Annotated in this window: 11 protein-coding genes; 2 read left to right on the forward strand and 9 right to left on the reverse strand. The window is 45.5% G+C overall.

What is annotated here, in order from left to right; translation table 11 throughout:
- Nucleotides 1-99 precede the first annotated feature (99 nt).
- On the forward strand, nucleotides 100-1,143 hold the full coding sequence (locus EC604_RS08330) for a LacI family DNA-binding transcriptional regulator (protein ID WP_123063707.1): 1,044 nt from the start codon (nucleotides 100-102) through the stop codon (nucleotides 1,141-1,143).
- 130 nt (nucleotides 1,144-1,273) lie between these two features.
- On the opposite strand, the gene EC604_RS08335 is transcribed toward EC604_RS08330, so the two are convergent.
- Nucleotides 1,274-1,885 (reverse strand): TetR/AcrR family transcriptional regulator, encoded by a 612-nt coding sequence (locus tag EC604_RS08335; RefSeq protein ID WP_123063708.1) that lies wholly within the window; start codon nucleotides 1,883-1,885, stop codon nucleotides 1,274-1,276.
- Nucleotides 1,886-2,158: 273 nt separating this feature from the next.
- On the opposite strand from EC604_RS08335, the gene EC604_RS08340 reads away from it, so the two are divergent.
- On the forward strand, nucleotides 2,159-3,379 hold the full coding sequence (locus EC604_RS08340) for an MFS transporter (RefSeq protein WP_240036719.1): 1,221 nt from the start codon (nucleotides 2,159-2,161) through the stop codon (nucleotides 3,377-3,379).
- Nucleotides 3,380-3,462: 83 nt separating this feature from the next.
- Here EC604_RS08340 and EC604_RS08345 read toward each other — a convergent pair whose 3' ends face one another.
- From EC604_RS08345 to EC604_RS08380, 8 genes are all read right to left on the reverse strand, one after another.
- Nucleotides 3,463-4,575, reverse strand: coding sequence for an HD-GYP domain-containing protein (locus EC604_RS08345; protein ID WP_090923975.1), 1,113 nt, complete (start codon nucleotides 4,573-4,575; stop codon nucleotides 3,463-3,465).
- A gap of 359 nt (nucleotides 4,576-4,934) precedes the next feature.
- Complete coding sequence (locus tag EC604_RS08350) at nucleotides 4,935-6,770, reverse strand: UbiD family decarboxylase (RefSeq protein WP_123063710.1); 1,836 nt, start codon at nucleotides 6,768-6,770, stop codon at nucleotides 4,935-4,937.
- A 519-nt stretch (nucleotides 6,771-7,289) separates the two neighbouring features.
- On the reverse strand, nucleotides 7,290-9,224 hold the full coding sequence (locus tag EC604_RS08355; RefSeq protein WP_123063711.1) for an S-layer homology domain-containing protein: 1,935 nt from the start codon (nucleotides 9,222-9,224) through the stop codon (nucleotides 7,290-7,292).
- Between the two features lie 66 nt (nucleotides 9,225-9,290).
- The gene (locus EC604_RS08360) at nucleotides 9,291-10,682 is read right to left on the reverse strand and encodes a dockerin type I domain-containing protein (RefSeq protein WP_123063712.1); all 1,392 of its coding nucleotides are present in this window, start codon (nucleotides 10,680-10,682) and stop codon (nucleotides 9,291-9,293) included.
- 198 nt (nucleotides 10,683-10,880) lie between these two features.
- On the reverse strand, nucleotides 10,881-12,173 hold the full coding sequence (locus tag EC604_RS08365; RefSeq protein ID WP_123063713.1) for an amidohydrolase: 1,293 nt from the start codon (nucleotides 12,171-12,173) through the stop codon (nucleotides 10,881-10,883).
- 77 nt (nucleotides 12,174-12,250) lie between these two features.
- Nucleotides 12,251-12,544, reverse strand: coding sequence for a hypothetical protein (locus EC604_RS08370; protein WP_123063714.1), 294 nt, complete (start codon nucleotides 12,542-12,544; stop codon nucleotides 12,251-12,253).
- A gap of 74 nt (nucleotides 12,545-12,618) precedes the next feature.
- On the reverse strand, nucleotides 12,619-13,716 hold the full coding sequence (locus EC604_RS08375) for a saccharopine dehydrogenase family protein (RefSeq protein ID WP_123063715.1): 1,098 nt from the start codon (nucleotides 13,714-13,716) through the stop codon (nucleotides 12,619-12,621).
- Nucleotides 13,700-14,407: a class I SAM-dependent methyltransferase gene (locus tag EC604_RS08380; protein WP_123063716.1), complete on the reverse strand. Its 708-nt coding sequence runs from the start codon at nucleotides 14,405-14,407 to the stop codon at nucleotides 13,700-13,702. Before EC604_RS08380 ends, EC604_RS08375 begins: the two co-directional genes overlap by 17 nt.
- Nucleotides 14,408-14,536 lie beyond the last annotated feature (129 nt).

Consider the following 14,536-nt stretch of genomic DNA (forward strand, 5'->3'; position numbering starts at 1 on the left):
GTTTCTGCAATGGTATAATCAAGTTATATGCATACTTTGCAATACATACATAAGCCGAAAATACGGAATCGTTTCCGATGAAGTGAGGTCAATGATAAAGTGAGTAAAGAGCAGAAAATCACGATTAAAGATGTCGCTGAACGCGCTGGTGTAGGAATTGCTACCGTATCGCGGGCTATTAACAACTCGGATGGAATCAGCAGTGCAACACGAGAAAAGGTTATGCGTGCCATAGAAGATTTAGGCTTTGTTCCGAACACCTCTGCACAGAGTCTCAAAATCAGGCAAACGCATCAGATTGCACTTGTTGTTCCGGATATCCGTAACGCCATCATTCCTGAAATCTCCTGGTCCGTTGAGCAGACCGCGAAACAGCACGGGTACCATGTTGTGCAGATTAACACAGCTGGCAATGCCAGAACAGAACTTGAAACGATACGTAATGTGAAGAAATTACACGTCGATGGTCTCATTTTCATGCCGCTTGCCTATCCAAAAACACTGCCCGGTCTTATTGACAAAGCACCTCTTCCAATCTCGATTATTAACTACGGAAAAAAATTGGAGCCTGGCATTCATGCCGACATCGTCTCTTTGTCGCAACCTGAAGGAAAACTGGTTATGGAACATCTGTTTAAAATCGGAAGAACCCGTATTGCTTATGCCGGAGCTCCCAAAGATATTATTGAGGAGCGCTATCGTGCTTACGAGCAGGCTGTCGGTCATGTGGATATTTCCCTCGTTTACTTCGGAGAGGACTTCTCACTTGCTACGGGAGCAAGTGCAGCGGATTATTTCTACGGTTTGACCCATATGCCGGATGCGGTCTATGCAATCAATGATATGGTTGCCATTGGACTTGTGAACCGCTTTAAAGAGTTGGGCGTACGAGTACCCGAGGATGTTGCTGTGGTAGGCGTGGATAACAATCAATGGACAACGGTGTCGTCTCCTCAGATTAGTTCCGTCTCGATCATGGGTGAGGAGGTCGCTCGTCTCGCAACGGAATTGTTGCTTAAACGGGTTCGTGAGATGAGCACTTCCGATTACGAACATATCCAGTTCGAACCGCGCTTGATTGTCCGCGAGTCCAGCGTAGCTATGATTCGCTCGTCAAACGCGATAAACAATACCCGTTCCTAGAATGAGTACAAACTGATCCGTACACAATTATCGCAGTATCCATTCGTTGAATGAATATGTAATTTACGTTCTGCAATGGAGAGCAATCATGATGCTCCATGATGGAGATACAAAAACGAGCTTCTTATTTTCAAATAAGAGGCTCGTTTCTATGGTCGTTGTTCTCCAATATAGATAACGCCGCCTGAATGCTTTGCTCGATGAACGAACGATCCGGTCCCGATTTCATTAGCACGGTTAACCCGATCATCGAAACGACTAAGCTTTGTGCCACAAGCCCAGCGTTTAACTCATCTGATAACTCTCCATTCCGCTGACCTTTTTCGAGTGCTTCTCTGAAAATGACCGCCAAATACATCTGATGCTCACGTGTTAACACAGCAAACTTTGGATCATGGGGAGCCAGTTCAACCATGGTGTTGATACAAAAACAACCGTGACTAGCATTAACTTTCTTCTCCTCTGATGTAATCCAGTCAAAAACAGCGCGCAAATCTTCTTGGACGGACTTACCATGACCTAACATTGCTCTAATTTGCGCAGCATGTAAAGTGGTATATCTACGAAGCACATGTTCAAACAACTCCAATTTATCTCCGAAAGCCGCATACAAACTGGGTCGCTGAATCCCCATTGCCGTTGTTAAGTCGGTTAGTGAAGTTGCCTCGAACCCTTTAAGCCAAAATACATGCATAGCAGCATCCAGTGCTTCTTCTGTATTAAACTCTCTCTTTCTAACCATAACACCCCTCCTTTATTTATCGAACAGTATAGTTATATACTAACGCAATGATTCGAAAAGTCAAAATGTATTTCAATCATCAACTCACCCTACCCCTTCAATCTACATTACATTCTACATTACATTTCAATGGCTCAATAACCGTGTCCTCTTTTTCTAATCAGGAGCCCTATTGACATTCAGAAAGATAAAATATATGGTTAATTCCATCTATAACATACCAATCAGTACAAAATAAAATGAGAAAGGAATTCGACACAAATGCAACATTCTATGCAACATTCAAATAAGGAATCTTCAACAAAACAGAGCATGACAGGAGCATTGGCATGGGTATTTGCCGTGTGTAGCGGTCTATCCGTAGCGAATATTTATTATGCGCAGCCCTTGCTGGATTCCATCGCACTCGAATTTCATCTATCCACTGCAACCATTGGCCTCGTAATTACCATTACTCAGATTTGTTACGCGCTTGGCCTCTTACTGCTTGTTCCACTCGGAGACCTCGTCAACCGCCGAAAACTGATCCTGATCCAGATGATTTTATCCGCATTCGCTTTAATCGTTGTAGGTACTTCTGCTTCACCATCCCTTTTATTCGCAGCTATTGCCATGGTTGGATTACTAGCCGTTATCACACAAACCTTTGTTGCTTATGCGGCCCATTTGTCAGCCGACTCCCAGCGAGGGAGCATCGTAGGCCGGGTAACCAGTGGAATTGTTATTGGCATCTTGCTTGCACGATCTGTGGCCGGTTTGATGAACGACTGGCTTGGCTGGAGATCTGTATATTTATTTTCAGCCAGTCTCACGTTGATCAGTGTATTTGTATTAGGGCGCATGCTCCCTCAACGATCGTTCAAACAGTCCAAGCTTGGCTACCTGCAATTGCTGGCTTCCACGCTGCGACTATATAGAGAGTTGCATGTACTTCGAATCCGCGGGTTGCTAGCCATGTTGATTTTTATGTCCTTCAGCATATTGTGGACTGCCATTGTGTTACCACTCAGTGCGACCCCAATATCGTTATCCCACGCTGCTATAGGCGCATTTGGCTTTGCAGGCCTTGCTGGAGCACTCGCTGCCGCCAAAGCAGGCAAACAAGCCGATCAAGGTTCTGGACAGAAAACAACCGGTATTTCCCTCATGATTTTAGTGTTATCCTGGATTCCTACCAGCTTGTTACATACTTCATTATGGTTTCTGGTTGTAGGTGTGATCCTGCTTGATCTTGCTGTGCAAGCTGTACATGTGACCAATCAAAGTCTGATTTATCAAGTCCGTCCGGAAGCTCAAAGCCGATTAACTGCCTCGTATATGATCTTTTATTCCATCGGCAGCGCAGTTGGTTCCATTATTTCTACACAAGTGTATGCCTCGTCAGGCTGGAGGGGAGTGTGTATATTAGGTGCGGGCGTCAGTATAACGGCTTTGCTGGTATGGATCGCGGATCGTCTGTCGGAACGGTTCGTTGCAGCGAGGCGTGATCACTAACAATGGTTGAAATTGTTTCATCAAAAAACGAGCTTCTCATTCAATGACAAGAAGCTCGTTTTGACTGTTTTCTTTTTTTGGGCTTAAATCAGCAATTCGTTAATGGAAAGAGTGCGCTCTTTGGACAGATCACGATACTGTTCGGACTCCACTTTAATAAGCGGTTTGAAAATATCGGACGCATTGTTCATGACAATAACGCCTTTCTCTCCATTGCTTAGCAGCACCTGTTTGCCAATAAAGTTAGGCAGCAAATGCTGCATTAGTGCTTGAACCGCCTTTTCATTCAATTTACCGAATCCCATGCCATAGATATCTCTGAGATTGTTAATCAGGTTCGGATTGCTCGCTCCATGTTTACCGGTCCGCATACCAATATAGATATCAGCTACGGACACAATTTGAGTATACGGATGAATCTCACCTTTTCCGAGTTGCATTGGATACCCTGATCCATCTTCACGCTCATGATGCTGTAAAGCAACCAAAGCCGTGGCTTCATCTGTCATGGAGTTCTTAATGATTTCATGTCCGTAGATCGTATGACGTTGCAATTCAAGCTGTTCTTCTGCAGTCAACGGTTCTGTTTTATTTCGAATTCGGAGTGAAACCTTACACTTGCCGATATCGTGCAAGTACCCTCCCCGGCTGATCTTGTAACATTCTTCCTGAGAATACCCTAGCCAGCTCGCAATATAGAAGGATAACAGACCTACCTGTATGGAATGGGTATAGTTGTTAACGTCATCGCGTTCCAGCATCATCAGGAGATGTACAACGTCCTTTTGCTCATCAAGTCCGTCCACCATAGGCTGCAGCGCATCATCTACCATCGTCGCATTAAACTTGCCCACGGTCAGCGCTTCCAGAAATGCATTCTGATAGTTATGTACAGTCTGAAGGAATTGAGACTTCATCTCTTCTTCAGGAGGTTGTTCACCAGTGCTTGTCCCGCTAGAACTACTGTTACTTCTGGATTCCGATGCGTGTTTCATGGAAGCTGCGAAAAACTCTGCTTCGGTAATTCCTTCCTCACGCAATTCAATGTCTACGTAATCTACCCGATGTTGCATAAGCAAGGTAATATCCTCGCTTCGAATGACAGTCCCCTTTCCGAGAATGTGCAGTCCTGCATCACTAAACGTATCCGCTGTCAGACGGTCCCCGTCTTGCAGGTTCATAATATGGATTCTCAATCGGAACTCCCCCTGAACAAATGATTATAGTTAACAACCCCGGATGATCGGGGCCGAGACATACTTATACATCTTATATCGTTTGAATCCCGCATTTTCTACATAGTCCAAACGACCTTAATCATTTAGACAAAAATGAACACCTAAGACTTTATCCTCATAGGTAATAAGGTATTATCCCGGTTTTTAATTTCGCGTATACGAGATTTTATAACTTTTTCACGTGTCCCCAAGCAAATAAAACGAAACAACCTTAATAAAAAAGGAGTCCCAACACATGGTTTGGACCCCTGATTCATGACCAATTTATTACAATGCGACTTACGATTTGAGAACGATTCAACCGTCCAGAGCGTCTCTTAAAGTTTAATGGATTCCAAACTTGCACCTTTTACGAAAAAACGTTCAATGCCCTTCTCCACCGATGCATCGGGAATGAGCGGCGGCGCCTGATGTGGTTTCACCCGCGCATCGATAATGAGCTGGTCACAGCCCCAGTGCTTGTGATTATAACTGCTATTCACTCCATACATGTCATGTGACGGGTTGCTGCGCGTAAACGTAGCCCATAAGAAGTTACTGAGGTTTGCACTCAGGAACGAACTGTCATCGCACACGATAATCACAGGGCATGATTCCAGTCCCCCACGCTCTTGCAGAACATCTGTAAACTCTCGCATCTCCCGCGCAGTATCTTCATACGTAGTGAAGGCCGATGTCTGGATGGAAACCATGCCCGGCATGATCAGTTGCGGATTGTCATAACCCCGTATATTCTTCAACGATTCCGGCACGTCTTTGCACAATTCACGAATCTTGTCTCCGTAAGCCGCCATAACCACCTTGCTGCCACTGTTGAGCCCCGTACCTGAGTAGTCGAGTGTATCAATCGTGGTATGCGTATGAAAATGAATATCCCTTTGCAGATCCATCCGTTCCAAAATATAAGTCAGAAATTCAACTTCTTTATGCGTATCCAGTGGTTGCTGATCCTCAGCCGTAATAAACAGATACTTCGCCAAGCTGAGTTGACCTGTTCCCAAAATTCGATTGGCAATGGTCAACAGCTCGGTTGGTTGCTTCACATCGGTATAAGGAGTATAACGCTCACTGCCGATGGCGAATAACAAAGGATGAACCCCAGCAGCATCTACAGCATGCACTTCTTTCACACCCGGAATTTCCTGTTTGATGGCATCTCCCGTAATTTCATGAATAAGATCGCCAAATGCCGTATCTTCTTGCGGTGGACGTCCTACAACCGTAAATGGCCAGATCGCGTTCGGTTTAGCATATACTTTATGAACACGCATAAGCGGGAATTCGTGAGTCAGGCTATAGTAACCCAAATGGTCGCCAAAAGGACCTTCCGGCTTGGTCTCACCAGGATAAATCTCCCCCGTAATGACAAAATCCGCGTCATTGCTAATGCAGTACCCATCCTTGTAGCTATATCTGAAGCGGCGTCCGGCAAGCAGGCCGGCAAAGGTCATCTCACTTAATCCTTCCGGAAGTGGCATGACTGCGGATAATGTATGTGCTGGTGGGCCGCCGATGAAAATGCTAACTTTCAGCGGTTCGCCTTTTTTCACAGCTTTGGCTTGATGGATTCCGATTCCACGATGAATTTGATAATGTAATCCAATCTCTTTATTCATCTCATAGTCGTTGCCACTCAGCTGTACACGGTACATGCCCAGATTGGAATTCATAATGCCCGGTTTGTCCGGGTCTTCCGAATACACCTGCGGCAAGGTCACAAATGCTCCTCCATCCATCGGCCAGTGTTTGATGAGCGGCAGATCGGAAATCTGAATCTCCTGCGCCGATACCGGAAGGCTGATGGATTTTTGCTTCGGCAAGGCCTGCCAGGCGGCAAGTCCTGTTCGAATATGCTTGAACGGCGTCTTGAGCGCCTTCATAGGGTCGTCTCGCACATCCATAACGCGCTGTACACCTTCCAGTGTCTCGCGGAACATGAACTTACTTCGTTCAACGGTGCCGAATAGATTCGATACGGCTTTGAACTTGGAACCTTTAACATTTTCAAATAACAGCGCCGGGCCCTTAGCCTCGTGCACCTTCATGTGAATCGCAGCCATCTCCAGGTTCGGATCAACCTCTTCCTTAACCCTGATCAGATGACCATGCTGCTCCAGATCGTTTATACAATCTTCCATATTGCGATATTTCATCGTATGGCTCCATTCTGTGTATAATAAAAATCGCTAGATTATGTTGAACTTAAGTTCTTTACACGAAGCACTCCAATGACAGAATAACCTTGAGGGTAGCTGTTATCCCCAGATTTTTTGATTCCCTTTTTCCTAAGGGAAAATCCGGTGATAAGCGTATGCTTCCGATGTAGCTTTCTTGCAGAAAGCTTTTAGGCGAGCGCTTCGCTTTTTCAGGTTTTTTCTGTCCTCTCCGTTATTGTGTAAATAAAATGTTCAAACTATATAGATTATGTTCATATATTCACATAGACGCACGACAAGGCTCACAGTAAAGAAACTAAAAATGTGCCAATATACTTTTTCTATTAAAAGTGTACTGAGGCGTCCCTTCTATTTTATCAAATGATCTGCCTCTAAACAAAGCTTTCGTTTGAAATAAAAAACACCTGTCTTTCACTCAACGATAACGTTAAACGAGAGGCAGGTGTTCTATTGTTGTTAGGATTACATTTTAATGAACAATCATTTGAAAATAAATTAGATCAATCCGGCCTTTGCCAGCAAACGTTTCACAATCGCCGCTGTCTGAGCACGGCTAATGTCAGCATCAGCCATCAGTTTCCCGTCAGCGCCTTGAACCAGACCTTGCTTAATTGCTGAGGCTACAGGCTCCACAGCCCATGCTTGGACTTTGCTACCGTCAATATATCCACCAAGCAGATTCGCCGTCTCGGAAGCATCCGCTTTAGCCAAGTCTACGAGTTTCATGGCACGTGCAACGATGGTCATCGCTTCGGCACGGGATATTTCGTCGTTCGGACGGAAGCTGTTATCCGTGTAACCGGAGATCAGTCCGTAGGAAATTGCGGTTTGAACTTCATTTTCATACCAGCTGTCTGACTTCACATCTGTAAATGTTCTCGTAACTGCACTTTCAGGAGAATGCAGACCAAGACCTCTGAGTAATACGGCTGTGAACTCTGCACGCGTAATGCTGCGATCCGGTGCAAATGTGTTATCTCCCGCACCTTCTACAACGAGACGAGAAGCCAGATCCTCAACATCCGTGCGACTCCAGTGATTGGAAATATCCGTGAATGTTGCCGGGTGGTAGATCAACGCATATGTGCTGTTCGTCAAGCTGTTAATTACCGCGGAATCATTTGTTGTTCCTTTGATCACTTTAGTTGGCACATGCAACATCGTACCATCCGCTTGAAGCACAACACCCGTGGTAATTTTGGAGCCGTCGGTGTCTTTAGGCAAGGTGATCGTGCGCTCTACATAAGAATTGAAGCGATTCACATCGACCTGTTGTCCTTGGTAAACGGCTTTGACCTCGAAATCAACCGGAGCAGCAATCACCGTTGTATTATCCATTTTGCTTGCTGCCGCCGCAATCGCTGCTTTCTTAGTGTCATTGCTTGGAGTAATCGCAATTTGGAACTTAACATCTTCCAATGGTGCTGAGGCGCCAAGCTTTTTAACCACCTGATCTATCTTGATTTGACTGGCTGGAAGGGTATACGTTCCTGTATCCGTTTGAATAACAACTTGTGCATTGTTGCCTTCCATCGTCTTCACGAGTCTGCCGTTCAGTTCACCGACAACCGAATTGGTACCTGTGCCTGTAACCGGAAGCAACAGTGTACGAAGTCCGTTCCCCACCTGATTAATCACTTTGTTGTTATCTACTTGAATCGTTGTAGTCACCTTGTTATCAATCGTGGATGTTGATGCCGTTGCAGACTGCTCCTGCTTCTGTCCATTCACGTAAATGTCTACACCTTTAGTAGCCACTGGAGCGGAAGATGTGGTCGGCACAGATGGTGCAGCAGATGGTGCCGCTCCCCCTCCACCTGATGAACCCGTTGAAGGCGAACTGGAGTTACCGCCTGAGCTAGCTGCTGTAATGGTGATTGTTCCTCCAGACAATTGGGCATCAGTACCATAGTCTACGTTTTCAAAATGGAAGTGTTCTGAATCATCCTGATTCACTATGAGCTGTTTTTGCCCTGGAGTAGCAGTGGATTTAGCTTTAAATTCGATATCGAACATTTGGTCACCTGTATCGATCCAATGCTCTACTTCACTAAGATCCATCCAGATAATCCGCACCCATCCTTCCTCGTTATTAATAACGTACTGGAAATCGGATGGAGTATTTAGTTCTGGGGATGAAGTGATTGCATTGATCGTTCTTGGAGTGATCCGTACAATCTCCAACGATGTTGTATCATAGTCAACTTGCATATTATAAGCTTTGATCGGAAGTTCCGTCGCTTTCATAACAACAGGCACATGAACGGTTTGACCTGCCTGTACACTCACATTCGCCAATTCGACTTGTGATGATTGAGGAGGTGTAGCTCCTGCGGAGCCCGGCAAAACAAGTGACGAGAATAACGTCAACATAATCAGGCCTGACATCGTTTTTCTTAATTTTGGACGTTTCTTTTTCAGTTGAATCATCTAATAACCTCCATGTCTGAATCAATAATGGGTAGATATCATTTTTGAGCAAGCTAGAATTTTAAATTATTGTGGTATCTGTGTTGTAAATGTCCATTGAACACCATTTTGTTCTACGACAGTCCCTTGCATATAAGCATTATCATCCGGATCCGCAGCTATGATGGCATCATTTGAGACTTCAATAGAATAATTAGCACCGTATTTTAAACCCGGGTTGTCAATAATGACCTTATTATCATTTGCTCTGAAATTATTTCCCAAAAAAAAGATATAATTAGCCTCAATTTGATTAGAAGTGAGATTCCTAATGATAATGCTGGAGAAACTGTTCATATTTATTTTTACAGGCCGATTATACGTAATTACTAATGGCGCATTAGTCTTAACTTCCGTAGAACCATTCGATGGCGAAAGACTTACGATATCCTCCTGTTTTACCGCAACAGTTGACTCACTACGAAGGACTACCGGGTTGCCTTGAGGACGATCAGATGAATACGATTGAGGCGTAACCTGTAAAAAGAGATATTTCTCTTGCTCGGCAGCAGTAATCTTATATACGGCTTCAGTAGCTCCGATGATTTCTGTTTTACCTTCTCCACTTGCTTCGGAACCCCGATACCATTGATAGAGCATCGATCTGGGTGTATCACCATCAGGGTCAAAGAATTCGATGTTACTTGTTAACGTAGCGCCGACTTTCAAATCCCCATTTAACTTGCCATTCAACGCATAAGGAGCGTCATCGACTTGCTTGAAAGTTAACACATAGCTATTATCCTTAGCACCAAGTGATTGGTTAGCGTAACCACTTAGCAAAGCGTTCATGTCTGCCAATTCAGGTTCACCGTTTCGATCCACATCCGCTTGGTTCTTCTCTACATAAGAGAAGCCACGACGGGTTACCATGTTACGAAGGTAATTGTATAGCTGAACTGCATCCGCAGAATCAACTTTGTCGTCACCGTTTAGATCTCCTTTTTTGCTGATATAGAGCTCTATATTGTCTCTAATCATTTCTCCTTCTGGGGATAGTGCATTTTTAGCCTGCAATTGAATGTTGATCTTGCCGCTGCGGTAAGGAACAACAACAAGTTTATTGTCATTAGTTACATAAGCACGAGCGACATTCGTATTCTCTGAAATCGCACCGAGTTGAGTAAACCTATCAGAAGAAAAATGAGTACTCAAATCAATTATGATCGTATTATTATCAACTCCGATTGGCATAGAAGGCATAATAGGTAGTGCATCCACTTGCTCAGACGAATGGCTTAGCCAATAAATATCATCATTAAGTACCGGTCGTGAGATGTTAATGGTCGGCTCAATTGCTCCCGCCAGAGCGTGAGGAAGTGAACCGGCTACAGGCAAGGCAATACCAAGACTAAGTGCGGCCAACATGCTTTTTTTCATGATCGGCTTTAATTTATTGTGTTTATTTTTCCCCTTCAATTCATGTTCCTCCTCGTGTTTATCTGATTTTTGTATAGATACATAGCAAGTATAACGACCTATTCTGAACCGATTCTGAACAGGTCTATAGAACTATTACCAGTTAACAATCGACAAAAAACGCCATGGGATAAGCTCCCATAGCGTTTCAATCATCAAAAAATTTCCATATTCAATTTAATTTTCAAAAAAATATTTTTAAATTCCTTCCACAATTCGCCTCGCGCGAGTGCTTACCTCCCGATATAACTCATCCTCATCTATGGTAAGCAACTTTCTGTCCTGCATCAGGATCTGCCCATTTACAATGGTGGTGTGCACATCCGCCCCATTCACGCTATAGGCCAACAGCGACTCTACATTATGAATGGGCTGCAGGTGAGGTTTGGCAAGGTCAATCAGAATGAGATCCGCTTTGTATCCAGGTGCAAGCACCCCCACTTCATGTTGAAGCGATAACAATTTAGCGCTCCCACGGGTCGCCAGATCGATCACTTGACGTGCTGGGAGCCGGGTCGGATCACCGTAGTCCAGCTTTTGCAGCCAGCATGCAGCCTTGATTTCTTCGAACATATCCAGCGTCGTTGCGCTCCCTGCTCCATCTGTGCCGATGCCTACCGTGATCCCCTCAGCGATCATCGCCTCAACCGGAGCAATGCCACACCCGAGCTTCAGGTTGCTCACCGGATTATGGGCGACACCGCCGCGCATGCCCTTCAGCCTGCTGACGTCTTCTGGATTCAGATGTACTCCGTGAGCCAGTAGCACATGTGCTCGCTCAAACATACCTGCTTCCTCCAAATATTCCGTCGGTGTCATGCCATAGCGACTATGAATCTTCTCTACTTCTTCCTTTGTCTCCGCCAGATGAATGTGCAGTGGAATATCGTCTTGAACAGCCATCGCAATGACTTCACGCAGCGGTTCCATCGGACAAGTATAAGGAGAATGCGGTCCATACATCGTTGTGATTCGACCATTTGCTTTCCCTGACCAGCGCTGCACCAGATCGATCGCTTCCTGCAGCCTGCGTCCTCCATCATCCTCCATAAAGACCATACCACGAGTCAACGATGCACGTATGCCTGTTTCTGTGACGGCTTCCGCGATCTCATTCATATGAATGTACATATCGGCAAAAGCCGTCGTTCCTGAACGAATCATCTCTGCAATGCCCAACTTAGCTCCCCAATAAATATCTTCAGGTGTCATCCTTGCTTCGGCAGGCAGCATCTTGTGCTCCAGCCAGTCCATCAGCTTCAAATCGTCGGAAAAACCTCGAAGCAGGCTCATCGGCGAATGCTGGTGGGCATTCACAAGACCGGGCATCGCTATTTTATTTCGCCCATCGATTGCCTCATCCTCAGGTTGAGGCATGATATGACTGGCGATCTGTACAATCTGATTTCCTTCAATACGAATATCCCCCGTAAAGGGGGCTTCGGCTTCTTGCATCGTTAGAATTGTTGCTTGCTGAATTAAAATACTCATGTACTTTCACTCCTCTGAATTGGAACTATTGATTTGTGTCCAATCCAGCGTAAGGCTTCACGCAGCGGCAAGGTCAATCATTTTAATCGTGCAATCGCCATTTGGTGGAATGTCTGGATAAATGGCCTGGGATCTATCTCCACCATATAGGGATACACGCCTGTACTCGTATGCAGATAGAAAAACCCACCTGTATCCCCCATCCGGCGAAAAGACATATCAAAAACTTCCGTGATGTTGAACTCGCGGTATTTGGTCACGATTTTATCTGAATACAGAATCATGGAGCGGGCATTCATCTCAATCTCTTGGGTGAGACCCGTCACTTCTCTCTGTACTTTGTAATAAGGTAATACAGCAACGCAGTTCATGATCTCCCTCCATTCATACTATGATTATTGTTCCATCATAGCAGATCGGAGGGTGCCAGCAAAAGAACATGAAACTAGGTGATCTTGGTCGTCACCTTTAGAGGCTTATGAAGCGCATCCTGAATGTCCTGTAAAGAGAGAACCTGTTCAATATGAAACACACCATGTGGCAATGCTGTTCTATACACGCGTTCTGCCACGGCTGCAGCTACCGCTGCTGTTGCATCTGCTTCCTTAGCGCCGACCAGTAGTTGTTCGACGCGGATTTGCTCACCATTTTCCCATCCTACGGCATCAACCTTGACCGCATACATCGGCTCTCCTCCGGGAATAAGGCCAAATGCCTTAACCGTTCCATTCCGAATAGACGGGATACGCAAGAACGAAAACAACCCTGCACGTTTGGAGATTGCCATGGATCTTGTGATCCAGCGAGAGTCCAGACAGAGTCTGGTCGATACGGTTGGAATACGTAACGTACGAGCAACCACATGCTGATCCGAAAAGTTAAATCGATACGCCTTCCGCTGCCCCAGTTTTGCTCCAAAATTAATACATTTGCCATCTCCGAAACTTTGGACCTCAGCAGGTTTGCCCTTTTGCATCACTTGGTAGGTGGCATTCATCTGATCAACGGTCCACTCCACGGCAGCTTTCCCGTGTTTCTCGCCAAGTCCCAGCATTACGGTAATATCTGCTTCCTCCACCTGATCCATATGCATGGTTGCTTCACGTACAAGCAGATTAGTCACTCCCGGTGATAGTCCTACGCTGAGTAACGCGGTTGATTTGGAACGTTGCATTTTGGTGTGCAGCTGTTCAACCTGAGCAAGAAAATCATATTTTGCAGAAATATCAATATAATCGGTTCCGGCTTCTGCGCAGGCTTCAACGAACCGGGTATCGCTCTGGTCAACACACATGATGACCAGCTTCACAGGTCTTAACATGGACGGCTCTACAGGTTTTGTCACATCCAGTTGAAGCGGTAGTACAGCACCACCTGTAGATCTGCTGAACTCTTCCGCACGGTTCATACGCGTACCCGCAGCCCATACTTTGCCCGGGAACAATTTCCCCAGTTGAGTACATATCATCTGCCCCACTTGACCATAACCGCCAACTACCCAGATTTGATCTTTTGTAGGCTTCACGTTAGTTTCGAATTGCATAATACCCCTCCACCCAGAACGCCCCGAAGTAACGTGTACTATGTGAGAAACCGCATTCCGTCAGCAGCTGAGTCATCTCTTCAGAGCATATCGGATCGGATTCACGGCCCAAGGAAGCAGCAAAACGCTCCCACTCTTCAGAAAGCACTCCCACACTCAACATGTGATCCTTCCAAGCTTGCATCATGATTGGATGTGCAGGTGAACGAAGATCGGCATTTACAGCCGCAATAATCAATGGTGCACCCGGTTTAAGTCTCGCTGCGAGGCTGGTAAGAAACGTTCTCTTGGCCTCCATCCCTTGAAGGAAATGTAACATGAGCATACTTGTCGCCCCATCATATACAACATCCTCCGGTAATTGTTCAACTGTGACAGGTTGCAGTGTCACTCTGGAGCCAATACCCGCTTCCGCCACTCGTTTCTCAGCAAGTTGCAGCATGGGCAGTGAAGGATCAACACCGGTCATTGTCCACTCCGTATGGCGTGAGCCAAGCAGAGCAATCTCTTTTCCCCCTCCCGCTCCGGCTACAAGTATATGAATATCGTTGTTATCCGCAAGCGATGCTGCAAGCAGCCGTTCCATTAGATCATGCATATGAGAATAACCCGGAATTTTCAGGGCTATCGATTGTTCGTAACGATGAACATCTGCCGTTTTCCAGCTCATCGGTGATGGATTGTGATTCATGGACACCGCACTCCTCTTGAATTGAAGTTAGACTTGACTCGTTGTTCGTCTAATTTCATTATAGAAGGATACGCCGAGCCTACAATCCCAGAAGATTGGGATATGCGCACAGAGAGAGGAGAAACTTTG

This window comes from Paenibacillus amylolyticus, assembly GCF_003719335.1.
In the GTDB taxonomy this organism is placed as follows: Bacteria; Bacillota; Bacilli; order Paenibacillales; family Paenibacillaceae; genus Paenibacillus; species Paenibacillus amylolyticus_D.

Bases quoted from the DNA above. Each gene is read 5' to 3' on its own strand.
- EC604_RS08335 (WP_123063708.1), bottom strand. From the start codon at position 1,885: ATGGTTAGAAAGAGAGAGTTTAATACAGAAGAAGCACTGGATGCTGCT.
- EC604_RS08340 (WP_240036719.1), top strand. From the start codon at position 2,159: ATGCAACATTCAAATAAGGAATCTTCAACAAAACAGAGCATGACAGGA.
- EC604_RS08350 (WP_123063710.1), bottom strand. From the start codon at position 6,770: ATGAAATATCGCAATATGGAAGATTGTATAAACGATCTGGAGCAGCAT.
- EC604_RS08355 (WP_123063711.1), bottom strand. From the start codon at position 9,224: ATGATTCAACTGAAAAAGAAACGTCCAAAATTAAGAAAAACGATGTCA.
- EC604_RS08365 (WP_123063713.1), bottom strand. From the start codon at position 12,173: ATGAGTATTTTAATTCAGCAAGCAACAATTCTAACGATGCAAGAAGCC.
- EC604_RS08370 (WP_123063714.1), bottom strand. From the start codon at position 12,544: ATGAACTGCGTTGCTGTATTACCTTATTACAAAGTACAGAGAGAAGTG.
- EC604_RS08375 (WP_123063715.1), bottom strand. From the start codon at position 13,716: ATGCAATTCGAAACTAACGTGAAGCCTACAAAAGATCAAATCTGGGTA.
- EC604_RS08380 (WP_123063716.1), bottom strand. From the start codon at position 14,407: ATGAATCACAATCCATCACCGATGAGCTGGAAAACGGCAGATGTTCAT.